Consider the following 26698-nt stretch of genomic DNA (forward strand, 5'->3'; position numbering starts at 1 on the left):
AGGAGCTGTCACCGTTCGCGACCAAGCGAATTGGGGTGGCAGCTGTACGCGGGTTGGCCGACCGGGACTCTAGGCACCCGGCACACCCGAAGGTGTCCCACGCACAGCCGCCATAACACGAAAAAGCGGACACAAAAAAAGCGCCTGCTTTCGGATGGTGGGCGCTTGTGCGCCTAGAGATGTTCGACCGGCCAAGGTCGGTCGCTGAATTTGCAGCGACGGGAAAAGAATAACGCCGCTCTGTGTAAACGGCAAGCGAACCAGGCCGGCAATGGGGTTGCAAGGTCGGCCGCGTGGGAATAAATTTAATGCACATATTGGATTCACCTTTAACGCCCCCGGTTGCCGCCAGGGGCGTTTTTATTAGTGGGTCACTGTGGTACTTGGGCGTTCGAGTTGAAGCCAGCTAAGGTGCTGGCCTTCCATGGACTGCCGCTGCATCTGGGTCAGGGCTAGAGGGTTGGCCATCAGGTTGGGAATTAGTTGGGAGGCGTCTTTGACAACTACGCCTGCCGGCACTTCGACGGCCAACAACACCCAATCCAAGCTCGGCCAAACCAAAAGAAGCACCTGAGCGCCATCCGCAATTGCCATGTCGCGCAATTGGCGCAGTCGCCCGCTGCTCTTGCCGGTTTCCTCGGGCATAAACGCATCGAGGTAATCAAGAGCTGTATGTGGGAGAAAGATCGGATTCACGCCGCACGCCCCCCGCGCATCGCGATGCGCGCCCGCACCCACTCCTGAACTTCACCCAAGACCCAGGCCACCGGAGCTCCGCGCGCCGCGCTATCGCTCAATTTAACGGGCAATGGGAAGGCGCTATCTGGTTGGCGCATCAGCTTGTAGATAGTGGGACGTGCCAGGCCAACAATCGCTACCACTTCAGTTATTCGAATCAATGTGGTAGCCGGATCGAGCTGGCCAACAGGGCTAATGGAGCGGTTGAGCTGAGTCATGTTCGCTCCTTACGCTTCGCTGTGGCGATGGGTTTGGTTTTCCAGCCAGGCTGTCACGTCCTGCCGGCGATAGCGCACGCGACTGCCCACTTTTACGTAAGGAATAGGGCTTCGCTTGGAGCTTCTCCAGGCCGCTAAGGTGCGGTGAGAAAGCCCCAGAGTTGCGGCAACCTGGTCTGGCGTGAGTAGATCGGAAGGGGATAGCGGCAGAGCAATGCTGTCGCGATGGCTTGCAGTGTCCATAAGTGGCGTCCTGTATCCTGATTGAGACAAGACAAACACTACGGAGCAGGAAAAAAGCGGGCTTACCCGGCTTTCTTTTTTTCTTTCGGAGCGGGGTATAACCCCTGTGTTCTCAAATGGCTTCGAATTGTCGGCGCGCTGCCTAAACCTTGAGCGACCAACAGACCAACGAGCTGTGCGTCTGAAACCTTCCTATTTTCAGCCTCCCGCCCGGCCTTTATCCGGCGCGCCGCCCTACATGTATCTTCTGCTCGCACGCCGGACTCTTCACGGGCCGCACGGCCAGCCGCATCCCCGCCAGCTTTTCTGGCCTGGCTAAGCGCCTCCTTGATTGGTTGAAGATCTAGTGCGACTAAAGCGGCCAAATCCCACCCAAGCTTCATCAGTTCGCCCTCCGTCAGCGGCTCTCTGCACGCCCGATAAGCACTGACAAATGCTGAGCTAATGGCCGCGCTCTTCGCGTCAAATCCCTCGTTAGCTTCCGCGCGACCGGATGCATAAAGCGGCCATAACGCATCAACAATGTGTCGAGCGGGGCTGACAAACTTCGGATTGCTTAACCACTCTCGCCGAATTTCCTCGTCAGGTTGCTCGCCGCAAAGGGCATCCCAGTGACCCTCAATTGCGTAAATTAGACCCCGAAGGCTTTCCAAGTCCACGGACACTCCTTCTGAGGTTCGTTTACCTTTCATACCCCCGAGCCCCACCAAGCTGCCATCAGTCTCGCGAAAGTTTGCATTTTATTGCCTCGCAGATCCTTTGCGGAAGAACACGAAGGGCGTTCAAAACGCCCCGTGTTCCGTTCTGATTTGAATGGTGTTCCTATGCTGAAGCTCCCGTTTCTACTCGCGTTTTCACCTTTTGGAACACGAGGAACGCAAAGAACACCGCAATTTTTGATGGTGTCGGTTGAGAAGCTCATGCTGCACCTGGCTTTAGCGTCGACGTAGTTCCTTTCTCAAGTCCGTCAAGGTGATCGGCATACCACTGCATCATGGTGCGACGCTGCTCCAAATAGATCGCCTTGTTGTAGACACCCGCAACACCCTCCTCCAGGTGGGATAGCTGGGCCTCGACGTGATCCTTGGCGAAGCCGTTTTCTCGTAGCGTTGTGGACGCGATGTGGCGGAAGCCATGGCCAGTTTGCAGGCCCCCGTAGCCCATCCGGCGAAGGGCCATGTTGAACGCCATGTTACTTCTTGGTTTTGTTCGGTCGTTTCTGCCGGGGAAAAGTAAGGGGTACGCGCCTGTGATGGTGAATAGCTGCTCAAGCGCGGCTAGCGCCTGGGAGGAGAGCGGGACTGTATGTGTTCGACGCTTTTTCATTCGGTTTGCAGGAATTACCCAGGTGCCGGCTTGTCGGTCGAGCTCGTCCCACGATGCCTCCCTCAGTTCGCTCGGCCGAACTCCGGTCAGCATCAAAAGGCGTAGCCCTAAGCGAACGTCGTGAGCATGCGGGTATGCGCTTATAGCGCGCAGGAGATTCGGTAAATCTTTGCTTGTGACGTGCGGGTGATTCTCAGCGGCCTTGGACTTGAGAAAACGGCTCAATCCTTCAAGCGGATTGTGGACGGCACGCCCTGTCACTCGGGCAAGATCATAAATTTCTTTGCAGGAACGCCGAACACGACTCATCTGCTCGATGATGCCCAGCTTCTCCATTCCCTGAAGAAACTCCATCCACTCTATGGGCAGTATTTCGGTGTAGACACGCTTCCCGAACACTGGAAAGACATGGAGCTCCAGGCCGCCAACAGTGCGCTTGGTTGTACTGGCAGCCCATCCTGGGCGGCGAATTTCAATCCACTCGCGGGCCAGTGATTCAAAGGTGTTGTTGGCGGCTTCGATCACGGCTGCTTTCCGAGCATGCTTGGCTGTTAACGGATTTATCCCGGCCGCAGCATCTGCACGGAGCTCTGCAGCCTTAGACCTGGCGGCAGCTCCGTTCACCTCAGGGTAACTACCCAGCCCGAGCCATGACCACTTTCCATCCGGCTTCTTATAGCGAAGCTCCCAGGATTTCCCTCTGTTTGGCTTCACGCGAAAATACAAACCCTGACCGTCGTGCTCTCTGTAGGCAGCGCTTTCTGGATCAAGTCCCGCCAGGGTGGTGTCGGCCAATGGACGCCGCTTAATTTCGCTACGCTTCACGCCGTGTATGCCTCGGGTTCGATTTTTATCGCAGCATACAAGCTGGCATACACGGTGGGAAGATATAGGCGTAAACAGAGGTAGTCAGCTAGAAACAAGAAAGCCCGCACAAGGCGGGCTTTTCAGGTCGTTTCGTAGACTTATCGAGACAGCCTGAAACTGTAATTTGGCTCCACGACCTGGACTCGAACCAGGGACCCAATGATTAACAGTCATTTGCTCTACCAACTGAGCTATCGCGGAACAGCTGCCTTGCGGCAACGGTGCGTATCCTACTGATTCAAAAAGGGAAGTCAAGCCTGCGCAAGCTTCCCTTGGTGGTTTTTCAGAGGACGGCGGCGATGGCCTGGGTCACGGCGTTGAGGTTGCTTTTGTTCAACGCTGCCACGCAAATGCGGCCGGTGCTCACGGCGTAAATGCCGAATTCGCTTTTCAGGCGTTCAACTTGTTCGGCGGTAAGACCGGAGTAGCTGAACATGCCGCGTTGCTGTGCCACGAAGCTGAAGTCGCGCTTGGCGCCGAGGGCGGCCAGTTGCTCGACCATCGCCACGCGCATGTCGCGAATACGGCTGCGCATTTCGCCCAGTTCTTCTTCCCACAACGCGCGCAGTTCCGGGCTGTTGAGCACGGAAGCAACCACGGTGGCGCCGTGGGTTGGCGGGTTGGAGTAGTTGGTGCGGATGACGCGTTTAACCTGTGACAGCACCTTGGCAGCTTGCTCTTTCGACTCGGTGACGATCGACAACGCGCCTACACGCTCGCCGTACAGCGAGAACGATTTGGAGAACGAGCTTGAAACGAAGAAGGTCAGCCCCGATTTAGCGAACAGGCGAACGGCGGCGGCGTCTTCTTCAATGCCATCGCCGAAACCCTGGTAGGCGATGTCGAGGAAGGGCACGTGCTCGCGCTCTTTCAACACGTCGAGAATGCTCAGCCAATCGTCAGTGCCCAGATCAACACCGGTCGGGTTGTGGCAGCAAGCGTGCAGCACCACCACGGAACGGGCGGGCAGGGCTTTGAGGTCTTCGAGCAGACCGGCACGGTTCACGCCATGGGTGCTGGCGTCGTAGTAGCGGTAGTTCTGGACCGGGAAGCCAGCGGATTCGAACAGCGCGCGGTGGTTTTCCCAGCTCGGGTCGCTGATGGCGACCACGGCGTTTGGCAGCAGACGCTTGATGAAATCGGCGCCGATTTTCAGCGCACCGGTGCCGCCCAATGCTTGAGTAGTGACCACACGGCCTTCGGCGAGCAGCGCCGAGTCGGCGCCGAAAATCAGGGTTTGCACGGCCTGGTCGTAGGCAGCGATGCCTTCGATCGGCAGGTAGCCGCGCGGTGCGTGTGCCGCAATACGCGCCTGTTCAGCCTGGGCCACGGCACGCAACAACGGAATGCGGCCCTCTTCGTTGCAGTACACACCCACGCCAAGGTTTACCTTGGTGGTGCGGGTGTCGGCGTTGAATGCTTCATTGAGACCAAGGATAGGGTCACGCGGAGCCATTTCGACGGCAGAGAACAAACTCATGATGCGGGAGCTCGAAGAAGAGGGTGGTAAACCAAAACAACCCCGGTGCTAGGGGTTGCGCAAGTGGGCCGCTAGTATAGCGGCCAAGGTTGCGTGGGGCGATAACGTCACACGCATTTCGCCAGGTATGACGTAGGGTTTTTCGCTGCGTCACAGCCTTTTGTCGAGGTAGGTAATGTCGCAGTTTCAATTAGTGACCCGTTTTCAACCGGCTGGCGATCAGCCAGAAGCGATTCGACAAATGGTGGAAGGCCTGGAAGCCGGGCTTTCCCATCAAACGCTGCTGGGCGTAACGGGTTCGGGCAAGACCTTCAGCATCGCCAACGTGATTGCCCAGGTGCAGCGCCCGACGCTGGTGCTGGCGCCGAACAAAACCCTGGCCGCGCAGTTGTACGGCGAGTTCAAGAGCTTCTTCCCGAACAACTCGGTCGAGTACTTCGTCTCCTACTACGACTACTACCAGCCCGAAGCGTATGTGCCGTCTTCGGACACCTTTATCGAGAAAGACGCCTCGATCAACGACCACATCGAGCAGATGCGCCTGTCCGCCACCAAAGCGCTGCTGGAGCGCTCGGACGCCATCATCGTTACCACGGTGTCGTGCATTTATGGCCTGGGTGATCCGCAGTCGTACCTGAAAATGGTCCTGCACCTGGACCGTGGCGACCGCATGGACCAGCGCGAACTGCTGCGCCGTCTCGCCGACCTGCAATACACCCGCAACGACATCGACTTCGCCCGCGCCACCTTTCGCGTGCGCGGCGATGTGATCGACATCTTCCCGGCGGAATCGGACCTGGAAGCCATCCGCATTGAGCTGTTCGACGAAGAAATCGAAAACATCGCCTCGTTCGACCCGCTCACCGGCGAAGTGCTGCGCAAGTTGCCGCGTTACACCCTGTACCCGAAAAGCCACTACGTCACGCCACGGGAAAACCTGCTGAGCGCCGTGGAAAACATCAAGGTCGAGCTCAAAGAGCGGCTCGACTACCTGCGCGCCAACAACAAACTGGTGGAAGCGCAGCGCCTGGAACAGCGCACCCGCTTCGATATCGAAATGATCATCGAACTGGGCTACTGCAACGGCATCGAAAACTACTCACGCTACCTCTCCGGTCGCGGCTCAGGCGAGGCGCCGCCGACCTTGTTCGACTACCTGCCGGCCAACGCCTTGCTGGTGATCGACGAGTCCCACGTCAGCGTGCCGCAGGTGGGCGCCATGTACAAAGGCGACCGTTCGCGCAAGGAAACCCTGGTGGAATACGGTTTCCGCCTGCCGTCGGCGCTGGACAACCGACCGATGCGCTTTGACGAGTGGGAAACCATCAGCCCGCAGACCATCTTCGTTTCCGCTACGCCCGGCCCTTACGAAGCCGAGCACGCCGGCCGCGTGATCGAACAGGTGGTGCGCCCAACCGGCCTGGTCGATCCGCAAATCGAAGTGCGCCCGGCCACCACGCAAGTGGACGATCTGCTCTCGGAAATTAAAAAACGCAGCGCCATCGACGAGCGCGTGCTGGTCACCACCCTGACCAAACGCATGGCCGAAGACCTCACCGACTACCTCTCCGACCACGGCGTGCGGGTGCGTTACCTGCACTCGGACATCGACACCGTCGAGCGGGTGGAAATCATCCGTGACCTGCGCATTGGTGCGTTCGACGTGCTGGTGGGCATCAACCTGCTGCGTGAAGGGTTGGACATGCCCGAGGTGTCGCTGGTAGCGATTCTGGACGCCGACAAAGAAGGCTTCCTGCGCTCCGAGCGCTCCCTGATCCAGACCATCGGCCGCGCCGCCCGTAACCTCAACGGCCGCGCCATTCTGTACGCCGACCGCATGACCGGTTCCATGGAACGCGCCATTGGCGAAACCGAACGGCGCCGGGACAAGCAGATCGCCTTCAACCTGGCCAACGGCATCACCCCCAAAGGCGTGAAAAAGGACGTGCAAGACATCCTCGAAGGCGCCGTGGTGCCGGGTTCGCGCAGCAACAAACGCAAAGGCATGGCCAAGGCCGCTGAAGAAAGCGCGCGTTATGAAGCCGAGTTGCGTTCGCCGAGTGAAATCAACAAACGGATTCGTCAGTTGGAGGAGAAGATGTACCAACTGGCACGGGATCTGGAATTCGAAGCGGCAGCGCAGATGCGCGACGAGATACAGAAATTGCGCGATCGGTTGTTGAAGGTTTGACGTTTTAAAGGCTTACGCAATCCGCTCCCTCGCCCCTCCGGGGAGAGGGCTGGGGTGAGGGGGCAGGCCCAACGTGGTTGCCGAACAAGGAACTGCATCAGCGTTCGCCGCAGCCCTCTCCCCCAGCCCCTCTCCCGCAAGCGGGAGAGGGGAGCCTATCTGCGTTAATTCCCGCCAATCCCCAACGCCACCATCTTCTTGTACAACGTCGACCGCCCCAGCCCCAGTCGCTTGGCCGCTTCAATCACGTTGCCGTTATGCGCGGCCAGGCTCTGTTCTATCAACTCGCGCTCAAACGCCGCACGGGCGCGGTAGAAATCCTGCTCGCCCAATGCCCGCGGCGCTGAATGGGCAGCCGGCACCGGACTAAACCGCCCAATCGCCGTGCGCAACGCCGCAGCCGTCAGCAGCGGCTCATCACTCAACAACGCCGCCCGCTCCAGCACGTTGCGCAGTTCGCGAATATTGCCGGGCCACGCATGGCTGGCCAGCAATCCCAGCGCGTCAGCGCTCAGTTCGTAATGCCCGCGCCCGTCGCGCAACAGCAGCTCATCGAGAATCGCATCGCACAGCGCCGGCAAATCATCCAGCCGTTCGCGCAAGGCGGGCACCTGAATCGGCAGCACGTTCAGGCGGTAGTACAAGTCAGCCCGAAAGCGGCCGTCGGCCACGGCGGTTTCCAAGTCCAACGAGGTGGCGGCGATCAGGCGGATGTCGCTGCGCAACATCTGGTTCGAGCCCACCGGTTCGTATTCTTTCTCCTGCAACACCCGCAGCAGTTTGCTCTGCAGCGCCAACGGCATGTCGCCGATTTCGTCGAGAAACAGCGTGCCGCCTTCAGCCAGTTGCAACTTGCCGGAGCGGCCTTTGCGGTCGGCGCCGGTGAAGGCCCCAGGGGCGGTGCCGAAGAATTCCGCTTCCAGTAGCGTCTCAGGAATGGCCGCGCAGTTAACGCTGACAAAGGGTTTGTAAGCCCGCGCGCTGGCGCTGTGAATGGCATGGGCGAGCAGTTCCTTGCCGGTGCCGGTTTCGCCCAGCAGCAGCACCGGACTTTCGCTGCCGGCTGCCCGCCGTGCATGGCGCTTCACTTCCAGGCTGCGGGCGCTGGTGCCGATGAAGTTCGAGAAGCTGTACTTCGCCTGCCGCGCTTGCAGCAGTGAGCGGGTCGAGGCGAGTTCTTTCTGAATCTGGGTGAAGCGCGTGACCAGCGGCGCCAGGCGGGTGAGTTGGTCGAACAGGGCGAAACCAATGGCGCCGATTACCTTGCCCGCCGCATCGTGAATCGGCAAACGCATCACCACCAACGGGCCGTTCGGCGTGTCGAGCATGTCCAACAAAATCGGCTCGCCGGTTTCCGCCACCTGGCGCATCAGGCTGCCGGGAATGACTTTTTCCACTTCCTGGCCGACCGCCGCTTTGGCATTCGGCTGGCCGTAGCGGCGCGCGTAGCGCTCGTTCATCCAGACGATGCGCGCCTCTTTATCGACAATCACCGTGCCCTCGCTCGACTGCTCAACGATCTCGAACAACGAACGGATCGCCAGTTGGCGTACCTGCTTGTAGTCCTTGAGGTTGTCGGCGTCTTTCATGGGCGTGGGCCTTGCTGCAGAGGAGGGCGCCAGCGTGCCAGAAAACCCGCGCGCACGCATACAGGTGGAACTAAACGCAGCGGCGTGGAACTACCACACTGTGCGGCCTAGAGCATCTGGCGGGAAAAGCATCGCGCCCGCACAGGCACCCAATAACCAGCCACCAAAACAACAAACATGAGGTTCGCCGTGAATACTCAAGTCGAAGAAAGCCGCTACGCCCGTTTCGCCATGCGCTGTTCCAATTGGGCGGAGCGCTGGTTCCCGGATTCCTGGGTGTTCGCCACCCTGGCGGTGCTATTGGTTACCGTGGCGGTGTTGGCCCTGGGCGCGCCGCCGGCACAGGCGGCGAAAGCGTTTGGCGATGGGTTCTGGAGTTTGATTCCGTTCACCATGCAGATGGCCTTTGTGGTCATCGGTGGCTATGTGGTGGCCAGTTCCGGGCCGGCATCGCGGTTGATCGACGTGCTGGCCCGCGTGCCGAAAAACGGGCGTTCGGCGGTGGCCTGGGTGGCGCTGATTTCCATGGCCGCCTCGTTGCTCAATTGGGGCCTGAGCCTGGTGTTCGGCGGCTTGCTGGTGCGTGCGCTGGCGCGTCGCGAAGAATTGCACATGGACTACCGCGCAGCCGGCGCGGCGGCCTATTTGGGGTTGGGCGCGGTGTGGGCGTTGGGGCTGTCGTCGTCAGCGGCGCAATTGCAAGCCAACCCCACCAGCTTGCCGCCTTCCATTCTGGCGATCACCGGCGTCATTCCGTTTACCGAAACCATTTTTCTCTGGCAGTCCGGCGTGTTGTTGCTGGCGCTGGTGGTGGTGTCACTGGTGATCGCTTACGTCACCGCGCCCAGCGCCACCAGTGCGCGGGATGCCAAAGCGTGCGGCATCGACCCCAGCTTCACGGTCGCCAAGCTGGAGAAGCCAAGCCGCCCCGGCGAGTGGCTGGAGCACAGCCCGTTGCTGATTATTCTGCTGGTGCTGTTGGCCGCCGGTTGGCTGGCACAAGAATTCGCCAGCAAGCCCGCCATCGTCGCCATCTCTGGCTTGAACACGTACAACCTGCTGTTCCTGATGGTCGGTGCGTTGCTGCATTGGCGGCCGCGCAGTTTTCTTGATGCCGTGGCGCGCGCGGTGCCGACCACCACGGGCGTGCTGATTCAGTTCCCGCTGTACGGCTCCATCGCCGCGCTGATGACCACCGTCAACGGCAGCGACGGCCAGACGGTGGCGCACCACATTTCCACCTTCTTTGTGCAGATTGCCTCGCACGACACCTACGCGCTGCTGATGGGCACCTACTCCGCAGTGCTGGGTTTCTTTATTCCTTCGGGCGGCGGCAAGTGGATTATCGAGGCGCCGTACGTGATGCAAGTGGCCAACGATCTGCAATACCACCGCGGCTGGGCGGTGCAGATTTACAACGCCGCCGAGGCGCTGCCGAATCTGATCAACCCGTTCTATATGTTGCCGCTGCTGGGCGTGTTGGGCCTGCGCGCGCGTGACCTGATCGGCTTCTCGTTTGTGCAATTGCTGGTGCACACGCCGTTGGTGCTGTTTCTGCTCTGGGCGCTGGGCACCACCTTGCAGTACACACCGCCAGTGGCGCCGTAGCTAGGCGATGTTTTTCAGACGCGCCAGGTCTTTCAACGGCGGCGCGCCGAACAGGCGGCGGTATTCGCGGCTGAACTGCGACGGGCTTTCATAGCCGACACGGTAACCGGCCGCCGCCACCTCCAAGCCTTCGCTCATCATCAGGCGCTGCGCTTCCTGCAAGCGCAGTTGCTTCTGGTATTGCAGCGGGCTCATGGCCGTGACGGCTTTGAAGCGATGGTGCAGGGCCGAGACGCTGAGGTTGGCCACGCGCGCCAGGTCTTCAATGCGCAGCGGCTGGTCGAAGTTGCAGTTCAGCCATTCGACGGCGCGGGTAATACGGTGGGATTGGCTGTCGGCCATTGCGATTTCAATCAATTGCTGGCCTTGCGGACTGCGCAGCAAGCGGTAGTAAATTTCCCGCAGGGCCAGGGGCGCCAACATGGCGATGTCCCGTGGCGTGTCCAGCAAGCGGGTCAGGCGCAGCACGGTGTCGAGCAACGAGGCGTCGATGCGGTCGACATACATGCCCCGGCTGGCAGGGCGCGCCGGCAAGCCCACGGGGCCGGCGTCGGTGATCATGCGGGTGATCTCGGCCGGGTCGAGGTCCAGGCGCAAACACAGGTAAGGCTTGTCCGGGCAGGCTTCGGTGACGCGTCCGGTGATCGGCAAGGTGACCGACACCACCAGAAAATTCAGCGCGTCATACACAAAACTTTCGCCCGCCAGGGTCACTTCTTTGCGGCCCTGGGCAATGATACACAACGCCGGTTTGTGCACGCCGCGCGCCATGGGCGTGGGCTCGTCGATGCGAATCAGGCTCAGCGGCCCGATGGCGGTTTGAAAGGGGCCTTGCGCAGGCGTGAAGCGTTGAATCAACGTCGCCAATTCGTGTTGGCGTTGCTGGACTTCGGTTTCCATACGGGCCTCCTTCAATAAACAAGCACCTGAATCGAGGGTGATTCGATCCTGCCGCGCAGCTTGCGCACGCGAGCGCCGTTTGCCTAGCGTCCGCGGCGTGTTTGAGCAGGATTAGGCAAGCATAAGACAGGATTGGATAAACGCCGTAATCCCCATGGCCTTAGCCTGCGCAAGCGCGGCTCAGTGCTCGACAGACATTTGCAGGATTAGGCAAAACGAAAGCAGGAAACGGATAACTCCCCGGCGCGCCACTGCGTAATCTGGCAAGCGTGGAAATCACGCAAGGCCGCCCGGCCAGCGTCCCGCGCTTCTGTTTCTGACTTTCAAGGAGAACGACTCATGTCTGAGCAAGTCAGCACGTTGGTATTTATCAAAGCCAGTGAAACCCCACGCGCCCGCACCGAGCTGGAAGGCCGCTTGCAACAGTTGGTCAGCCAGTCGCGCGGCCAGCCTGGCTGCCTGGCGTATTCGCTGCAACGTTCACTCACCGATCAACAACTGTGGCTGCTGCAAGGCACCTGGCAGTCCACCGATGCCTTGAACGCCTACCTGTGCCAACCGCCGCTGCAAGTGCTGGGCGGCTTGATCCGCGAGTACCTGGTTCGCGAAATCGACCTGCACACTTTCAGCGGCGCCGTCGGCGCTGTCGATGCCATTACCGCCAGTCCTCACGCGCAGGCGTTTGCCTGAAAACGCGGCGCCTGGCCCAGCTCGGCGTCAACGTCCACCAGCATGGCGATCATTGCCCGCGCCGCTGCTGAAAGCCGATAACCGGCGCGGCTGACCACGCCGCAGCGTGCTTGCAGGCTGTCGATATCGGTCGGCAGGTTGCGCCAATACAGGGGCAGCAGTTCGCCCCGTTGCAACTCCTGATGGAACGCTTCCTCGGTGCCAATGCCGATGGCATCGGTGTGCCGCACGATCTGCACCAGCGCCGGAATATGCTCGCAGGTCACACTGGGGGCGAAGTCACTGCGCCCGCTCAGGTTGGCGATGAATTTGCGCGCGCCAGCGGGAATTTTCGGCGCCGCCAGCGGGTAGTCGAACATGTCATTGGTCGACAGGCTTTCCTTGGCCAGCAACGGATGCCCCGGCCGGCAAAAGAACATGCCCCGGCGCGGCGTGATGGCTTGCGTCTGGAAATTCGGGTCGGCTTCAAACTGGGTGATGTCGGCGATGAAAAACTCGATTTCATCGCGGGCCAGGCTGCGCCCCAGCTTTTCCCAGTTATCCACTTCGAAACCCAGGTTCACGCGCGGGTAGAGCTGAAGAAACCGCGCCACCGCCGACGGCACCAACTGCACGGCCGGCGCCGGGCCGCAGCCGAAGCGCAAATCGCCGGCGTCGAGCTTGGTCATCTGCTCAATTTCACTGCTCAGGTTGGCGGCGCCTTGCACCAGGCGCAGCGCGTGTTGCAACACCACCTGGCCCTCGGGCGTGGGGCGCAGGTCTTTGTTGCCACGGTCCACCAGGGCGCAGCCGAATTCCTGTTCCAAGCCTTGAATGCTGCGGCTGAACGCCGGCTGCGTAATGCCGATGGCATCGGCTGCGCGCACGAAACTGCGGTGCTCCAGTAGGGCTATGAAATAGCGCAGTTGTCTGAGATCCATATGCTTTCCTGGCATCGAAAAAATAAGTCGAAGGCATTTGCTGCTGTATGGGTGCTGGTTTTAAATGCAGGCTCTTATTCCGTCAACAAAGCATGTTTGTATTGGTTAGAACATAAACGAATATGAATATGGCGACGCACAAGGGGAGCCGCATGGCCACACAGCACTGCAATTCGCTTTATCACCGTTCGCGTCTAGCCCGCGACGACCGCGCCGCTCGCCTGTGCATGTGTTGCCAGGCCTGAAAAACCGGCAGACGTAGGCTTCGCGCCCCACGTACTCGCCCCGTTAACCCAGCCAATTTTTCGAGCACCGCGATTGCGCGGTGGGGGATCGTTTTGCCCGCTATTCGGGCAAACGAGCAAATAAGGATGTACACGATGCGTTCGACCCGTCACCCGTTTACCCAGCGCCTGGCGCGGCCCCTGAACCTGAGCCGCTTGGCCACGCCGGACTATGCCCTGACCCTGATGTTGGCCCTGAGCAGTGCCGGTGCCTGGGCCAGCGAAACCGTCGATACCGCCGCCAGCGAGGAGGGCGCCGCTGCCACGGCGACTGCCGGCAAAACCGCAAAAAGCGATACGGCCCTGCAGAAAGTCACCGTCACCGCCCGACGCCGCGAAGAAGACGCGCAAGACGTGCCCACACCGATCACCACCCTCAGCGGCGCGACTCTGGAAACCCAGCGCATCTACCGCGTGCAGGATTTGCAGCAAGTGCTGCCCAGCGTCAACGTCGCCTTTATTCATGCGCGCCAATCCAGCGTGGCGGTGCGCGGCATCGGCAATAACCCGGCCAGTGACGGCCTGGAAGGCAGCGCCGGCATTTACCTCGACAACGTCTACCTGGGCCGCCCCGGCATGGCCGTGTTCGACATGCTCGACATCGAACAAATCGAACTGCTGCGCGGCCCGCAAGGCACGTTGTTTGGCAAGAACACCACGGCCGGCGTGCTCAATATCAGCACGAAAAAACCCACCTTCAGCCCCGAGCGCACGGTGGAAGTGTCGGGCGGCGAGAACGGCTATTTCCAAGGCAAGGGCACCGTATCCGGCGGCCTGACCGACACCCTGGCCGGGCGCCTGTCGGCCTACCGCACCCGCGACGACGGTTACACCCACAACATTTATAACGGCGACGACCTCAACGGCGGCGAGCGCCAGGGCGTGCGCGGGCAGTTGTTGTTCCAGCCCAACGACGATTTCAGCCTGCGCTGGATCAACGACTACAACGAGGAGGATTCCAGCACCGGCACCATGGTCGTCTACGGCGCGCCGGCGCTGTACCGCAGCCGTGCGGCGCTGGTCGGCGCCTCGCCGGTGTACGACCGTGATCGCCAGGTGGTGAATATCAATGGTCGGCAAAACGTTAGCGTGCACCAGGGCGGCAGTTCGGTAGAGGCGAACTGGAACCTCAATGGCGGCTACACGCTCACCTCGGTCAGTGCCTACCGCTATTGGCATTTCACCCCGGCCAACGACGAAAGCCTCGACGTGTCGGCCATCAACAACACCGGCGTGGAAGTTCACGACCGCCAGTTCTCTCAGGAATTTCGCCTGGCATCGCCCACCGGCGGCTTCTTCGATTACGTGGTCGGTGCCTACGTTTTCAATTCGAACCTGGGCAACAAAACCTTCACCGACTACGGCCCCGACGCCGACCGTTTCCTGCTACCAAGCCCGCAGAACAGCTTGGGCGCGCTGAATAACGTGTCGACCAAAGCCAACGGCAAAGTGGTTACCGACAGCTACGCGCTGTTCGGCCAGGGCACCTTCCACCTCACCGACCGCCTGGACTTCACCGCCGGGTTACGCGGCACCTATGAAGAGAAACAAGCCAAGGTCGAACGTTTCGCGTCAGAGGGCGGGGCGCCTGTTACGGGTGCCGGGCTGACCGTGCGCAACCGTCAATTGGGCGCCTACGACTCTGGCGACCTGAGCCTGCACAACGCGTCGCCATCGGGGCTGTTGAGCCTGAGCTACAAATTCAGCGACGAAGTGTTGGGCTACGCCAGCCTGTCCCATGGCGAGAAATCCGGCGGCGTGAACCTGGCTGTCGCCAGCGCGCCAACGGCTGGCGCTGACTCCTTGCTGGTCGGCCCTGAGCGCGCCAACGATGCCGAGTTGGGCTTCAAAAGCACATTGCTGGACCGCCGACTGTTGCTGAACGCCAACCTGTTCTGGACCGGCATCCACGGCTACCAGGCCACCACGCTCTATCAACCGGCCGGCAGCACCAACCTCGTACAAGTACTCGCCAACGCCGGCAGCGTGCGCAGCCGTGGCGTGGAATTCGAAGCCACCGCGCTGCTGACGCGCGGCCTGACCGTGAACGTCAACGGCTCGTACAACGACGTCACCTACCTGTCGTTCGAAAACGCCCCATGCCCTGGCGAAGTGTCCACGGCACCCGGTGCGCCAGCCACGTGCGATCTCACCGGCGAGCCCGTGGTCGGCGCCTCGAAGTGGATCGGCAACATCAACGGTGAATACAAATGGCAAACCGACGGCGGCTTCGAACCGTACGTCAACGCCAGCTATTCGTACCGCTCCGAAGCCGAAGGCACGCTGGACAACTCCGACCTCTCGCGAATCGACGGCTACGGCCTGGTCAACCTTTCGACCGGGGTGCGCACCGACCTCGGCGACGGCCAGCTCGACGCCTCCTTGTGGCTGAAAAACGCCACCGACAAAGAGTATTACCTGAGCGCCTTTGCCTACCTGAACGGCGCCTACACCGCGTCAGTGGGTCAGCCGCGCACTGCCGGCGTGACCCTGCGTTACGACTTTTAACCCCGAGCCTGCCCCCCAAAAAAACCAAGCCGAAAGCGAGGAACCACCCATGAGCAATGCAGCACTGGCCACTCCCCTGAGCAACACCCTGCACCTGGACATTCGCCGCGTGGCCGGCCGAATCGGCGCCGAAATTCGCGGCGTGAAATTGTCCGCCGACCTGGATGCCGACACCGTCGCCGCCATCCAGCAAGCACTGGTCGAACACAAAGTCATCTTCTTCCGTGGCCAGACTCATCTCGACGACGCCAGCCAGGAAGCCTTCGCCAAACTGCTCGGCGAACCCGTGGCACACCCGACCGTGCCGGTGGTAGACGGCACCCATTACCTGCTTGAACTGGACTCCGCCAAAGGCGCGCGCGCCAGCTCGTGGCACACCGACGTCACTTTCGTCGACGCCTACCCGAAAGCCTCGATTCTGCGTTCGGTAGTCGTACCCGAATACGGCGGCGACACCACCTGGGCCAACACCGCCACCGCCTACGAACACTTGCCGAGCGAGCTGAAAGAGCTGGCCGACAAACTGGTGGCCATCCACAGCAACGAATACGACTACGCCGCCATCAAGCCCAACGCCCAGGTCGAAGCGGCCGAGCACTACCGCCAGGTGTTCACCTCCACCGTCTACGAAACCGAGCACCCAGTGGTGCGCGTGCACCCGGTCAGCGGCGAGCGCAGCTTGTTGCTCGGGCATTTCGTCAAACGCATCAAAGGCTACAGCGCGCCAGACTCGGCGCACCTGTTCAACCTGTTGCAAAGCCACGTCACGCGCCTGGAAAACACCGTGCGCTGGACCTGGCAAGTGGGCGACGTGGCCATCTGGGACAACCGCTCCACCCAGCATTACGCCGTCGACGACTACGGCAACCAGTCGCGCATCGTGCGCCGCGTGACCCTGCACGGCGAAGTGCCCTACGGCGTTAACGGTCAGCGCAGCCACACCATCAAAAAAGCCTGAGCCCGTTCCTGGCCCGTCGAGCGCGGCGGGCCTTTTCACCTGGAGAATTGCCCCATGAGCCACGCCGCCACCGCGTTGCGCCACACCGAACCCGCCTTCGCCATCGTGCCACTGCAAGGCGCCCCGCTGGGCGCCGAAGTGCACGGCCTCGACGCCCGCCAACCGTTGACCGCCGAGCAGGTGCTGGCGCTGAAACAAGCCCTGCGCGATCACCACATTCTGATCTTCAAAAATCAGCAACTGGACGACCCGCAGTACCTGCACTTCACCAGCTACTTCGGCTCGGTATTCCAGCCGCCAGCCGACATTCCCGTACTGTCCTCCGGCGCCGACGGCAAAGCGCCGGCCATCGTTCGTGTGGCCAACACCGAAGGCGGCGAACTGGGCAACTTCGCCTTGCCCGCCCACAGCGACCACCAATGGACGCCAACGCCCTCAGCCGGCTCGTTGCTCTACGCCCTGGAGGTGCCGAGCAAAGGCGGGGAGACCAGTTGGACCAACCTGGCCCTGGCTTACGAAACGCTGCCGGAAACCACCAAAGCCGAAATCGACGGCCTGCGCCTGATCAACTACAACCCCTTCGTACGCCTGAAAAGCGGTGGCTACGGCGGCACCTTCGTCACCTATCGAACGCCCGACATCGAACCCATCCAAGGCACCGAGCATCCGCTGGTGCGCGTGCACCCCGACAGCGGCAAAAAACTGCTCTTCCTCAGCGTCCATACCGAAGTAGAAATTCCCGGCTACGACCCCGAAAAAGGCCAAGAACTGATCGCCCGTCTGCGCCAACACCTGCAAAACCCCGCGCTCTACTACACCCACAAATGGCAAGTCGGCGACATCGTCTACTGGGACAACCAAGCCACCCTGCATGCCCGCAACGCCTTCGACGCTAAAGAGCGGCGCAACCTCAAACGGATCAGCTTGGCGGGGAGTCGGCCGTTTTGAGATTGGTGTTTTCAGGGATCGCGGCTTGTGATCTCAAGGGAGCCGCCGGCTCCAAGAACACCGTTTCCAGGGATCGCGGCTAAAGCCGCTCCCACGGGTCTGATGCGATCTGTGGGAGCGGCTTTAGCCGCGATGTTGTTGATCTCGCTTTACAGGCTTTTGATTGTGATCTGGCTTGTGATCTACCCGCCCCATTCATCGCAGGCCGAATGGAGTCGACGCGGAGGGGGTTGAGCGGCCGGGAGCCGCGAAAGGCGTGTCGGGCCATGGATGGCCCGTCTCGCCGTGCCCCCGGAGCGGCGACGGAGTGAGGGGACCTGGAGCGCAGCGGAAGGCCAAGGTAGGGGCAGCGTTTTTGGTTCCTTTTTTGGCGACTGAAAAAAGGGACTCGCGCGTAAGGCGCGAAACAAAAACGTTCAGCACACGCGGTAATGAATACCTGCGCACTTCACACCGGTGTACGGCTTGAGACTCTGGATCCCCGCGTGCGCGAGGATGACGGAGGTTTTTTTCGAGTGATGAGTCAGATCAGCACGCGCGGTAACGAATAGCGCCGCACTTCACACGGTGTACGACTGGAAATTCTGGACCTGCGCGAGGATGACGGAGGTTTTTTTCGACTGATGAGTCAGGTCTGAATACCTGCCCACTTTTCCCCAGCGGAAAACCCTTTCCGCCTAAATTTCCCCCCCCACCCACACGTCCCTTCTTCCAACAGCCACCGAACGCGCGGGCGCGCCTTTGGTTGCGTCGCTGCCTACCCACGGAGTTCCACACCCCATGCAAGTCGCCGCCTCGCGTGTAACCGCCCCGGAAGAAGCGCTTTACCACTTCGAAGAAAGCCCACTGCTGGCGCGGCAAAAGCGCCAGGAATCCAACGCCCGTAGCTACCCGCGGCGCATCCCACTGGCGCTCAAGCGCGCCCGTGGCATCTACGTGGAAGACGTCGAAGGCCGCACCTTTATCGACTGCCTTGCGGGCGCTGGAACCCTGGCGTTGGGTCACAACCATCCGGTGGTGATCGACGCTATTCGCCAGGTGCTCAACGACGAACTGCCGCTGCATACCCTCGACCTGACCACGCCAGTCAAAGACCAGTTCGTGCAAGACCTCTTCGCCGTGCTGCCCGAGGCCCTAGCCCGCGAGGCGAAAATCCAGTTCTGCGGCCCAACCGGCACCGACGCGGTGGAGGCCGCGCTGAAGCTGGTGCGCACGGCTACCGGCCGTAGCGGCATTCTGTCGTTCCAGGGCGGCTACCACGGCATGAGCCTCGGCGCGCTGAATCTGATGGGCAACCACGGCCCGAAAAAACCACTGGGGGCGGTGCTCGGCAATGGCGTGCAGTTTTTGCCGTATCCCTACGACTACCGTTGCCCGTTTGGCCTCGGCGGCGAGCAGGGCGTGCAGGTCAATCTCCATTATCTGGAAAACCTGCTCAACGATCCCGAAGGCGGCGTGCTGTTGCCGGCCGCCGTCATTGTTGAAGTGGTGCAAGGCGAGGGCGGTGTCATTCCTGCCGACATTGCGTGGCTACAAGGCCTGCGACGGATCACCGAACGCGCCGGCATCGCCCTGATCGTTGATGAAATTCAAAGTGGCTTTGCCCGCACCGGGAAAATGTTTGCCTTCGAGCACGCCGGCATCCTTCCCGATGTAGTGGTGCTGTCCAAAGCCATCGGCGGCAGCCTGCCGTTGGCTGTGGTGGTGTATCGCGAGTGGCTCGACACCTGGGCGCCCGGCGCCCATGCCGGCACCTTCCGTGGCAACCAAATGGCCATGGCGGCGGGTTCCGCCGTGCTGCGCTATCTGCGTGAACACGACATCGCCAGCCACGCCACGGCCATGGGCGAACGCCTGAGCGAGCATTTGCGCACGCTGCAAGGCGACTTCCCGCAGATGGGCGACATCCGTGGCCGTGGCCTGATGCTTGGCGTCGAGCTGGTCGACCCGCGCGGCGCCGTCGATAACCTCGGCCATCCGCCCGCATTCACGGCGCTGGCTTCGCGGGTGCAAGCGGAATGCCTCAAACGCGGGCTGATTCTGGAACTCGGCGGCCGCCATGGCAGCGTGGTGCGCTTTCTGCCGCCGCTGATAATCAGCGCCGAACAGATCGATGAAGTGGCCGCGCGTTTCGCCCGGGCGTTCGCCGCCGCCGTGGATGCGCTGGCATGAACGCCATTGCCCAGGCGCTGACGATCAGGCCGCTGCTCAGCGGCGGCGGTGCGCTGCCATTGCTGATTCAAGCGCCCGCACCGGGCTTGGATTTGCTGGAAATGCTTGGGCAAATCAGGCCGCTGGTGGACAGCCATTTGCTCAAGGCGGGCGGCATTTTGTTTCGCGGTTTCGAGGTCGGCGACGCCGAGCGTTTCCGCGCCTTCGCCGCCGGCTTTGGTCACGACCTGCTCAATTACGAATTCGGCTCCACGCCGCGCAGCAACGTGACGCAGGGCGTTTACACCTCCACCGAATACCCGGCCCATCAACGCATTCCGCTGCACAACGAGCAGGCCTACACCCGTGAATGGCCGATGAAGATCTGGTTCTACAGCATGATCGCCGCCGAGACGGGTGGCGAAACGCCAATTGCCGACAGCCGCGAGATTTTCCGCCGCATTCCCCAGCGCATTCACGAACGCTTCAACCGCCACGGCCTGATGTACGTGCGCAATTTCGGCAATGGCCTCGACGTGCCGTGGGAGCAAGTGTTCAACAGCGACGACCCAGCCGTGGTCGAAGCCTATTGCGCGCGCCACGCCATCACCTGTGAATGGAAAGACGACGGCGAGCTGCGCACCCGCCAGGTTTGCCAAGCCGTGGCGCGGCATCCGGTGACAGGGGAGGACGTATGGTTCAACCAGGCGCACCTGTTTCACCTCTCCAACCTGGCGGCCGACATCCGCGAAAACCTGCTGGACATCGTCGACGAAGAAGACCTGCCGCGAAACGTCTACTACGGTGACGGCAGCCGGATCGAAGACAGCCTGCTCGACGAAATCCGCAGCGTGCTAGACGGTTGCGCCATCAGTTTCCCCTGGCAACCCGGCGATGTGCTGATGCTCGACAACATGCTCGCCGCCCACGCCCGCTCGACCTTCACCGGCAAACGCAAAGTGATCGTGGCGATGGCGCAGGGGCATGGCGCAGCGAACGACGATCCGCCCTTGTAGGAGCGAGCTTGCTCGCGAAGCTTTTAAAATCAAACGCTTCGCGAGCAAGCTCGTTCCTACGAAAATCAAAAAGGCTGGTCCTTTCATTTGGTTCTATGCCTAAACGAATTAATTATTTAGGCGCCATCTGAGCCGCGACTTAGAGTAGCCATCCCGTCTAATTCGGCCTCGTGCCTTGGGATTGCCATGTCTGAACAGCTCAATGCCGGCCTCGATAAGCTGACGCCAACGCCCACCGAGGCCGTCAGCCAACCGGTGAATTGGCAGCTGGAGAAAATCGTCGGCGAACTGCATGCCGTGCGCGCCGAGTGGCGCAGCAGCACGGGCCGTTCGCGGGAGTTGGTGGGGCGCGAATTGCCGTCGCGTCAGGCCATGGCGAAGATTCTCGAAGGCCTGATCGGCGCGCTGTTTCCCATGCGGCTGGGGCCGAGCAATCTGCGTCAGGAAAGCGAAGATTTCTACGTCGGCCACACCCTCGACAACGCCCTTAACTGCCTGCTGATTCAAGTGCGCCTGGAGCTCGCTTACGCGGCGCGCCAACGCGGCGAAGAGCCCAATGGCGAGGCGGCGGCAGTGGCCATCGTTCGGGATTTCGCCAGCGCCTTGCCCGGCATTCGCCGCTTGCTCGACACCGATGTGATCGCTGCCTACCAAGGCGACCCGGCGGCCCGCAGCGTCGACGAAGTGCTGCTGTGCTATCCGGGCATCCTGGCGGTGATTCACCATCGCATGGCGCACCATTTGTACCGCGCTGGTTTGCCATTGTTGGCGCGTATCAGTGCCGAGCTGGCGCACTCGGCGACCGGCATCGACATTCACCCGGGCGCGCAAATTGGCCACAGCTTTTTCATTGATCACGGCACCGGCGTGGTGATCGGCGAAACCGCGATCATCGGCAACCACGTGCGCATTTACCAAGCCGTGACCCTGGGCGCCAAGCGTTTCAGCGCCGACGAAAATGGCCAACTGCACAAAGGTCAGCCGCGTCACCCGATTGTGGAAGACGACGTGGTGATTTACGCCGGCGCCACCATTCTGGGGCGCATTACGTTGGGTAAAGGCTCGACCATCGGCGGCAACGTCTGGCTCACGCGCAGCGTGCCGGCCGGCAGCAACGTCACCCAAGCCACGGCGCAAAGTCAGCCTGCGGGTCAGTGATCCCGGCCCTCTCCCCCAGCCCCTCTCCCGTAAACGGGCGAGGGGAGCCCAGCGAGTCGCCGCTCAGTTCCCCTCTCCCCTTGGGGAGAGGGGCTAGGGGAGAGGGTGCGCCGGACGGCGTTTATCGTAATCCCCGCACAGCTACCAACCCCGCCTTACATTCCCGCCCCACATCCGCGCAGCGCCTCTAGCGCGGGCATTTGTCACAGACCCGTGACACTTTTCTTGGCACTGAATCGAAATTTCTCGCTCATACGCTGCGTAGAATTTGGCGCACCTCAACGCCAACCCTCTTACACAGGGAACGCCCATGACCGGCGACCGCATCGACGCGAATTTTTCCAGCTGGCTGCACGCCCCCGCGCACCATGTTTGGTTGCAAACCGAGGGCCTGCGCTTGCTGAGTTTTGCCAAGGCCGCTCGGGTTGAGCAGGGCTTCGCCAACCTCGATGCGCAGGGCCGTTTGCCGGCCGATGCGGTGGCCGAAACCATGAACACGGCGCGCATGACCCACAGTTTCGCCATGGCCCATGTGCAGGGCATTCCGGGGTGTCTGGAGCTGGTCGAGCACGGCGTCGCCGCGTTGCTCGGGCCGTTGCGCGATGCCGAGCATGGCGGCTGGTTTGCGGTGGCTGAACACCGCGACGGCAACACTGGCAAAGCCGCTTATTTGCATGCGTTCGTGGCGTTGGCCGCCAGCTCAGCGCTGCAAGCGGGCGCTGCCGGTGCCGGGCAGTTGTTGGCGCAGGCGGTGCAGATAATTGATGAACATTTCTGGAGCGAGGAGGAGGGCGCGCTACGCGAATCCTTCGCTCGCGACTGGACTGACGAAGAAGCGTATCGCGGTGCCAACAGCAATATGCACGGCACTGAAGCATTCCTCGCCCTGGCCGACGCCACCGGCGAAACCCGCTGGCTAGAGCGCGCGCTGCGGATGGTTGAGCGACTGATTCATGGCCACGCGGCCGACAACGGCTACGGCGTCATCGAACATTTCGACCGCCAATGGCAGCCGCAACTGGATTACAACCTGGCCAATCCAGCCGATGGTTTTCGCCCATACGGCACCACGCCCGGCCATGCATTTGAATGGGCCCGGTTGGTGCTGCACCTGGAAGCTTCGCTGCAACGCGCCAACTACGCAGCGCCCGATTGGCTGCTGCATGACGCGGTGGGTTTGTTCGACGCGGCGTGCCGCTATGCCTGGAATGTCGATGGCGCGCCGGGGTTGGTCTACACGCTCGATTGGCAAAACAAGCCGGTGGTGCGCCCGCGTTTGCATTGGGTGCATGCCGAGGCGAGCGCCACGGCGGCGGCGCTGCTCAAGCGCACCGGCGAGCAGCGTTATGAAGTGTGGTACCGGCGGTTCTGGGATTTTATCGAGGCTTATTTCATCGACCGCGAGCAGGGCAGCTGGCACCACGAGCTGGATGTTCACAACGTGCCATCGGCCACTATTTGGGCCGGAAAACCGGATTTGTATCACGCGTATCAGGCAGTTTGCCTGCCGCAAATTGGCCTGGCGCCGAGCCTCACAGCCGCGCTGGCCGAGCTTTCCAGGCTAGTGCCACGAACCTAAAAGTTTTGTCACGGAGCTGTGACATTTACGCGTCCCTTCGTTACCTCAGGAGCTAAAACGCTTGATTAGAATCCATCGCAACGCAAGCTTCCGACTTGCCTGTATAACAACAAGAAGGTACTTCAGATGAACGCGATCAACCGACTCGCCGCTGTTATTTCCCTCGCCTCCCTATTCCCCCTCAGCGCCCTTGCCGCCGATGCCCCTACAGAGTCCAAAGGCACTGTAGAAGTGGTGCACTGGTGGACGTCTGGCGGTGAAGCCAAAGCCATCGACGTGCTGCGCAAACTGGTGGAAAAAGACGGCTACACCTGGAAAGACAGCGCCGTTGCCGGCGGTGGTGGTGCTGCTGCCATGACCGTACTGAAAACCCGCGCCGTTTCCGGCAACCCACCTTCCGCCGCCCAGATCAAAGGCCCTGACCTGCAAGACTGGGGCGCCCTCGGTTTGCTGACCGAGCTGGACGATGTGTCCAAGGCCAATAACTGGGACAAATTGCTGTCCAAAACCGTCGCCGATACCATGAAGTACGACGATCACTACGTGGCCGTTCCGGTGAACATTCACCGCGTTAACTGGCTGTGGATCAACCCTGTCGCGATGAAAAAAGCCGGCATCGACAAGGCGCCGACCACCCTCGACGAACTGTTCGCCGCCGCTGAAAAATTCAAGGCCGCCGGTTTCATTCCGTTGGCTCACGGTGGTCAGCCGTGGCAAGACAGCACCGTCTTTGAAGACCTGGTGCTGAGCATCATGGGTGCTGACGGCTACACCAAAGCGTTCATCGAGCAAGACGAAGACACCCTCACCAGCGCCAAAATGACCGAAGTGTTCAAAGCCCTGAAAAAACTCCAGGGCTACATGGACCCGGACGGCACCGGCCAGGACTGGAACCTGGAAGCGGCCAAGGTCATCAACGGCAAAGCCGGCATGCAAATCATGGGTGACTGGGCCAAGAGCGAGTGGAGCGCGGCGGGCAAGAAAGCCGGCACCGACTTCGAGTGCGTTCCGTTCCCAGGTACGCAAGGCAGCTTCACCTACAACATCGACTCGCTGGCCATGTTCAAGCTCTCGGCAAAGAACAACACGCCGGGCAACATCGCTGCGCAGAACGAAGTGGCGAAGATCATTCTCGAGCCTGAATTCCAGTACGTGTTCAACCAGAACAAAGGCTCGATCCCGGTGCGTGACGACCTTGACATGAGCAAGTTCGACAGCTGTGGCCAGGCCGCTATGGCCGACTTCAAGGCCGCCGACAAAGCCGGCACCCTGAAGCCAAGCATGGCCCACAACATGGCGACCTCCCTGGCGGTACAAGGGGCGATCTTCGATGTGGTGACCAACTTCATGAGCGACAAGAACGCCGACCCAACCAAGGCCGGTGCGCAGATGGCTTCGGCTATCAAGGCCGCCATGTAAGTGCTTGACCGCTGCCGGTTCGCCGGCAGCTTTACCTCCAACGTTCTGCTGCCTCGGCAGCCCCTCGACAACGGCCATGCCTGCGTCGCGGGGAGCGTTTGGACTGAATTTCTCTAAGACTGGGTTATGCCGATGAGCACCGTGGCGGTATTTAACAAGGCCTCACCGTTCGACACCTTGCAGCGCTGGCTTCCGAAACTGGTCGTCGCGCCAAGCATGTTGCTGATTCTGGTGGGCTTCTACGGATACATCCTCTGGACGTTCATTCTGTCCTTTACCAATTCCAGCTTCATGCCGAGCTACAAGTGGGTCGGCGTGCAGCAATACGTGCGCCTGCTCGACAACGACCGCTGGTGGGTCGCGAGTAAAAACCTGGTGCTGTTTGGCGGCATGTTTATCGCCATCAGCCTGATACTCGGCGTGTTCCTCGCGGTGTTGCTGGACCAGCGCATTCGCAAAGAAGGCTTCATTCGCACCATTTACCTGTACCCGATGGCGCTCTCGATGATCGTCACCGGTACTGCCTGGAAATGGCTGCTTAACCCGGGCCTTGGCCTGGACAAAATGCTGCGTGACTGGGGCTGGGAAGGCTTCCGCCTCGACTGGCTGGTGGATCAGGAACGCGTGGTGTACTGCCTGGTGATCGCTGCCGTGTGGCAGGCCTCCGGCTTTGTCATGGCGATGTTCCTCGCCGGTTTGCGCGGCGTGGACCAATCGATCATTCGCGCGGCTCAGGTCGACGGCGCCAGCCTGCCAACCATCTACCTGCGCATCGTGTTGCCGAGCCTGCGGCCGGTGTTTTTCAGCGCCTTTATGATTTTGGCGCACATTTCGATCAAGAGCTTCGACCTGGTGGCGGCCATGACGGCTGGCGGTCCTGGTTACTCGTCCGACCTGCCGGCGATGTTCATGTATTCCTTCACCTTCAGCCGCGGCCAGATGGGCATCGGTTCAGCCAGCGCCATGCTGATGCTGGGCGCGATCCTGACCATTCTGGTGCCGTACCTGTACTCCGAGCTGCGGAACAAACGCCATGACTGATTCCATTGCTGTAAGCCCAATGGCCCGCCCGTACGGTAAAACGTCGTTCAGCTTCAGCCGCCTGGCGATTTACGTCACCTTGTTCGGCGCCGCCGCCGTGTACCTGGTGCCGCTGGTGGTGATGCTGCTGACCAGTTTCAAAAGCCCCGACGACATTCGCACCGGAAACCTGCTGAGCTGGCCGCAAATGATCGACGGCATCGGCTGGATCAAGGCCTGGGACATCGTCGGCGGCTACTTCTGGAACTCGGTGAAAATCACCGTGCCAGCGGTGCTGATCTCCACCTTTATCGGCGCCATGAACGGCTACGTGCTGTCGATGTGGCGCTTCCGCGGTTCGCAATTGTTCTTCGGTCTGTTGCTGTTCGGTTGCTTCCTGCCGTTCCAGACCGTGCTGCTGCCAGCCTCGTTCACCCTCGGCAAACTCGGCCTGGCCAACACCACCACCGGCCTGGTGCTGATTCACGTGGTCTACGGCATGGCCTTTACCACGCTGTTTTTCCGCAACTTCTACGTGGCGATTCCCGATGCCCTGGTCAAGGCCGCGCGCCTGGACGGCGCCGGCTTCTTCACCATCTTCGGGCGGATTCTGCTGCCCATGTCGGTGCCAATCATCATGGTCTGCCTCATTTGGCAGTTCACCCAGATCTGGAACGACTTTCTCTTTGGTGTGGTGTTCGCCAGTGGCGACGCCCAACCGATCACGGTGGCCCTCAATAACCTGGTGAACACCAGCACCGGGGCCAAGGAATACAACGTAGACATGGCGGCGGCGATGATCGCCGGCCTGCCAACGCTGCTGGTCTACATCGTCGCGGGCAAGTACTTCCTGCGTGGACTCACGGCCGGCGCGGTCAAGGGGTGAA

The 26698-nt window shown here is 61.1% G+C and carries 22 protein-coding genes and 1 tRNA gene; 13 read left to right on the forward strand and 10 right to left on the reverse strand.

What is annotated here, in order from left to right:
• Positions 1 to 363: 363 nt before the first annotated feature.
• From AC0IW7_RS22975 to AC0IW7_RS23005, 7 genes are all read right to left on the reverse strand, one after another.
• Positions 364 to 696: a hypothetical protein gene (locus AC0IW7_RS22975; RefSeq protein WP_471821084.1), complete on the reverse strand. Its 333-nt coding sequence runs from the start codon at positions 694 to 696 to the stop codon at positions 364 to 366.
• Positions 693 to 956, reverse strand: coding sequence for a helix-turn-helix transcriptional regulator (locus AC0IW7_RS22980; protein ID WP_471821085.1), 264 nt, complete (start codon positions 954 to 956; stop codon positions 693 to 695). The genes AC0IW7_RS22975 and AC0IW7_RS22980 overlap by 4 nt, the downstream gene beginning before the upstream one ends.
• Before the next feature lie 9 nt (positions 957 to 965).
• Entirely contained in the window at positions 966 to 1199 is a 234-nt protein-coding gene (locus tag AC0IW7_RS22985) for a helix-turn-helix domain-containing protein (protein ID WP_471821087.1), read from the reverse strand.
• 62 nt (positions 1200 to 1261) lie between these two features.
• A complete protein-coding gene (locus AC0IW7_RS22990; RefSeq protein WP_471821089.1) occupies positions 1262 to 1858 on the reverse strand; it encodes a hypothetical protein in 597 nt (198 codons plus the stop codon).
• A 259-nt stretch (positions 1859 to 2117) separates the two neighbouring features.
• On the reverse strand, positions 2118 to 3350 hold the full coding sequence (locus AC0IW7_RS22995; protein WP_471821090.1) for a tyrosine-type recombinase/integrase: 1233 nt from the start codon (positions 3348 to 3350) through the stop codon (positions 2118 to 2120).
• A 167-nt stretch (positions 3351 to 3517) separates the two neighbouring features.
• A tRNA-Asn gene (locus tag AC0IW7_RS23000) sits at positions 3518 to 3593 on the reverse strand.
• A gap of 82 nt (positions 3594 to 3675) precedes the next feature.
• Positions 3676 to 4872, reverse strand: a complete 1197-nt coding sequence (locus AC0IW7_RS23005; protein ID WP_463539112.1) for an amino acid aminotransferase — start codon at positions 4870 to 4872, stop codon at positions 3676 to 3678.
• A 175-nt stretch (positions 4873 to 5047) separates the two neighbouring features.
• Here AC0IW7_RS23005 and uvrB point away from each other — a divergent pair, with 175 nt between their 5' ends.
• The gene (uvrB, locus tag AC0IW7_RS23010) at positions 5048 to 7063 is read left to right on the forward strand and encodes an excinuclease ABC subunit UvrB (RefSeq protein ID WP_471821092.1); all 2016 of its coding nucleotides are present in this window, start codon (positions 5048 to 5050) and stop codon (positions 7061 to 7063) included.
• 164 nt (positions 7064 to 7227) lie between these two features.
• Here the strand turns inward: uvrB and AC0IW7_RS23015 are convergent, their stop codons facing one another.
• Positions 7228 to 8652, reverse strand: a complete 1425-nt coding sequence (locus AC0IW7_RS23015) for a sigma-54 interaction domain-containing protein (RefSeq protein WP_471821093.1) — start codon at positions 8650 to 8652, stop codon at positions 7228 to 7230.
• 177 nt (positions 8653 to 8829) lie between these two features.
• Between AC0IW7_RS23015 and AC0IW7_RS23020 the strand changes: the two genes are divergently transcribed.
• Positions 8830 to 10260 (forward strand): short-chain fatty acid transporter, encoded by a 1431-nt coding sequence (locus tag AC0IW7_RS23020; RefSeq protein WP_471821095.1) that lies wholly within the window; start codon positions 8830 to 8832, stop codon positions 10258 to 10260.
• Here the strand turns inward: AC0IW7_RS23020 and AC0IW7_RS23025 are convergent, their stop codons facing one another.
• The gene (locus AC0IW7_RS23025) at positions 10261 to 11160 is read right to left on the reverse strand and encodes an AraC family transcriptional regulator (protein WP_122495582.1); all 900 of its coding nucleotides are present in this window, start codon (positions 11158 to 11160) and stop codon (positions 10261 to 10263) included.
• A 339-nt stretch (positions 11161 to 11499) separates the two neighbouring features.
• Between AC0IW7_RS23025 and AC0IW7_RS23030 the strand changes: the two genes are divergently transcribed.
• Complete coding sequence (locus AC0IW7_RS23030; protein WP_471821097.1) at positions 11500 to 11850, forward strand: putative quinol monooxygenase; 351 nt, start codon at positions 11500 to 11502, stop codon at positions 11848 to 11850.
• Here AC0IW7_RS23030 and AC0IW7_RS23035 read toward each other — a convergent pair.
• Complete coding sequence (locus AC0IW7_RS23035) at positions 11829 to 12770, reverse strand: LysR family transcriptional regulator (RefSeq protein WP_471821099.1); 942 nt, start codon at positions 12768 to 12770, stop codon at positions 11829 to 11831. The genes AC0IW7_RS23030 and AC0IW7_RS23035 overlap by 22 nt on opposite strands.
• A gap of 380 nt (positions 12771 to 13150) precedes the next feature.
• On the opposite strand from AC0IW7_RS23035, the gene AC0IW7_RS23040 reads away from it, so the two are divergent.
• From AC0IW7_RS23040 to AC0IW7_RS23085, 10 genes are all read left to right on the forward strand, one after another.
• Positions 13151 to 15562: a TonB-dependent receptor gene (locus tag AC0IW7_RS23040; RefSeq protein WP_471821101.1), complete on the forward strand. Its 2412-nt coding sequence runs from the start codon at positions 13151 to 13153 to the stop codon at positions 15560 to 15562.
• Between the two features lie 49 nt (positions 15563 to 15611).
• The gene (locus tag AC0IW7_RS23045; RefSeq protein WP_471821103.1) at positions 15612 to 16520 is read left to right on the forward strand and encodes a TauD/TfdA dioxygenase family protein; all 909 of its coding nucleotides are present in this window, start codon (positions 15612 to 15614) and stop codon (positions 16518 to 16520) included.
• Positions 16521 to 16574: 54 nt separating this feature from the next.
• Positions 16575 to 17468 carry a TauD/TfdA dioxygenase family protein gene (locus AC0IW7_RS23050; RefSeq protein ID WP_471821104.1) on the forward strand — a complete coding sequence of 298 codons (894 nt, stop codon included), beginning with the start codon at positions 16575 to 16577 and terminating at the stop codon, positions 17466 to 17468.
• Between the two features lie 780 nt (positions 17469 to 18248).
• The gene (locus AC0IW7_RS23055) at positions 18249 to 19640 is read left to right on the forward strand and encodes a diaminobutyrate--2-oxoglutarate transaminase (protein ID WP_471821106.1); all 1392 of its coding nucleotides are present in this window, start codon (positions 18249 to 18251) and stop codon (positions 19638 to 19640) included.
• Positions 19637 to 20635, forward strand: coding sequence for a TauD/TfdA family dioxygenase (locus AC0IW7_RS23060; RefSeq protein WP_471821108.1), 999 nt, complete (start codon positions 19637 to 19639; stop codon positions 20633 to 20635). The genes AC0IW7_RS23055 and AC0IW7_RS23060 overlap by 4 nt, the downstream gene beginning before the upstream one ends.
• Positions 20636 to 20821: 186 nt before the next feature.
• Complete coding sequence (gene epsC / locus AC0IW7_RS23065; RefSeq protein ID WP_471821110.1) at positions 20822 to 21793, forward strand: serine O-acetyltransferase EpsC; 972 nt, start codon at positions 20822 to 20824, stop codon at positions 21791 to 21793.
• 310 nt (positions 21794 to 22103) lie between these two features.
• Positions 22104 to 23372 (forward strand): D-mannose isomerase, encoded by a 1269-nt coding sequence (locus AC0IW7_RS23070; protein ID WP_471821112.1) that lies wholly within the window; start codon positions 22104 to 22106, stop codon positions 23370 to 23372.
• Positions 23373 to 23498: 126 nt separating this feature from the next.
• A complete protein-coding gene (locus AC0IW7_RS23075) occupies positions 23499 to 24791 on the forward strand; it encodes an ABC transporter substrate-binding protein (protein ID WP_471821114.1) in 1293 nt (430 codons plus the stop codon).
• Between the two features lie 132 nt (positions 24792 to 24923).
• Complete coding sequence (locus AC0IW7_RS23080) at positions 24924 to 25832, forward strand: carbohydrate ABC transporter permease (protein ID WP_122495602.1); 909 nt, start codon at positions 24924 to 24926, stop codon at positions 25830 to 25832.
• Positions 25833 to 25851: 19 nt separating this feature from the next.
• Complete coding sequence (locus tag AC0IW7_RS23085; RefSeq protein ID WP_122496522.1) at positions 25852 to 26697, forward strand: carbohydrate ABC transporter permease; 846 nt, start codon at positions 25852 to 25854, stop codon at positions 26695 to 26697.
• The last annotated feature ends 1 nt before the right edge of the window (position 26698 follow it).

Source organism: Pseudomonas sp. AC229, assembly GCF_979254655.1.

What these genes read in the sequence shown, in the direction of transcription:
- AC0IW7_RS22980 (WP_471821085.1), bottom strand. Translation starts at nt 956, where the DNA reads ATGACTCAGCTCAACCGCTCCATTAGCCCTGTTGGCCAGCTCGATCCG.
- AC0IW7_RS22985 (WP_471821087.1), bottom strand. Translation starts at nt 1,199, where the DNA reads ATGGACACTGCAAGCCATCGCGACAGCATTGCTCTGCCGCTATCCCCT.
- AC0IW7_RS23005 (WP_463539112.1), bottom strand. Translation starts at nt 4,872, where the DNA reads ATGAGTTTGTTCTCTGCCGTCGAAATGGCTCCGCGTGACCCTATCCTT.
- uvrB (WP_471821092.1), top strand. Translation starts at nt 5,048, where the DNA reads ATGTCGCAGTTTCAATTAGTGACCCGTTTTCAACCGGCTGGCGATCAG.
- AC0IW7_RS23015 (WP_471821093.1), bottom strand. Translation starts at nt 8,652, where the DNA reads ATGAAAGACGCCGACAACCTCAAGGACTACAAGCAGGTACGCCAACTG.
- AC0IW7_RS23020 (WP_471821095.1), top strand. Translation starts at nt 8,830, where the DNA reads ATGAGGTTCGCCGTGAATACTCAAGTCGAAGAAAGCCGCTACGCCCGT.
- AC0IW7_RS23025 (WP_122495582.1), bottom strand. Translation starts at nt 11,160, where the DNA reads ATGGAAACCGAAGTCCAGCAACGCCAACACGAATTGGCGACGTTGATT.
- AC0IW7_RS23030 (WP_471821097.1), top strand. Translation starts at nt 11,500, where the DNA reads ATGTCTGAGCAAGTCAGCACGTTGGTATTTATCAAAGCCAGTGAAACC.
- AC0IW7_RS23035 (WP_471821099.1), bottom strand. Translation starts at nt 12,770, where the DNA reads ATGGATCTCAGACAACTGCGCTATTTCATAGCCCTACTGGAGCACCGC.
- AC0IW7_RS23040 (WP_471821101.1), top strand. Translation starts at nt 13,151, where the DNA reads ATGCGTTCGACCCGTCACCCGTTTACCCAGCGCCTGGCGCGGCCCCTG.
- AC0IW7_RS23045 (WP_471821103.1), top strand. Translation starts at nt 15,612, where the DNA reads ATGAGCAATGCAGCACTGGCCACTCCCCTGAGCAACACCCTGCACCTG.
- AC0IW7_RS23050 (WP_471821104.1), top strand. Translation starts at nt 16,575, where the DNA reads ATGAGCCACGCCGCCACCGCGTTGCGCCACACCGAACCCGCCTTCGCC.
- AC0IW7_RS23055 (WP_471821106.1), top strand. Translation starts at nt 18,249, where the DNA reads ATGCAAGTCGCCGCCTCGCGTGTAACCGCCCCGGAAGAAGCGCTTTAC.
- AC0IW7_RS23060 (WP_471821108.1), top strand. Translation starts at nt 19,637, where the DNA reads ATGAACGCCATTGCCCAGGCGCTGACGATCAGGCCGCTGCTCAGCGGC.
- epsC (WP_471821110.1), top strand. Translation starts at nt 20,822, where the DNA reads ATGTCTGAACAGCTCAATGCCGGCCTCGATAAGCTGACGCCAACGCCC.
- AC0IW7_RS23070 (WP_471821112.1), top strand. Translation starts at nt 22,104, where the DNA reads ATGACCGGCGACCGCATCGACGCGAATTTTTCCAGCTGGCTGCACGCC.
- AC0IW7_RS23075 (WP_471821114.1), top strand. Translation starts at nt 23,499, where the DNA reads ATGAACGCGATCAACCGACTCGCCGCTGTTATTTCCCTCGCCTCCCTA.
- AC0IW7_RS23080 (WP_122495602.1), top strand. Translation starts at nt 24,924, where the DNA reads ATGAGCACCGTGGCGGTATTTAACAAGGCCTCACCGTTCGACACCTTG.
- AC0IW7_RS23085 (WP_122496522.1), top strand. Translation starts at nt 25,852, where the DNA reads ATGGCCCGCCCGTACGGTAAAACGTCGTTCAGCTTCAGCCGCCTGGCG.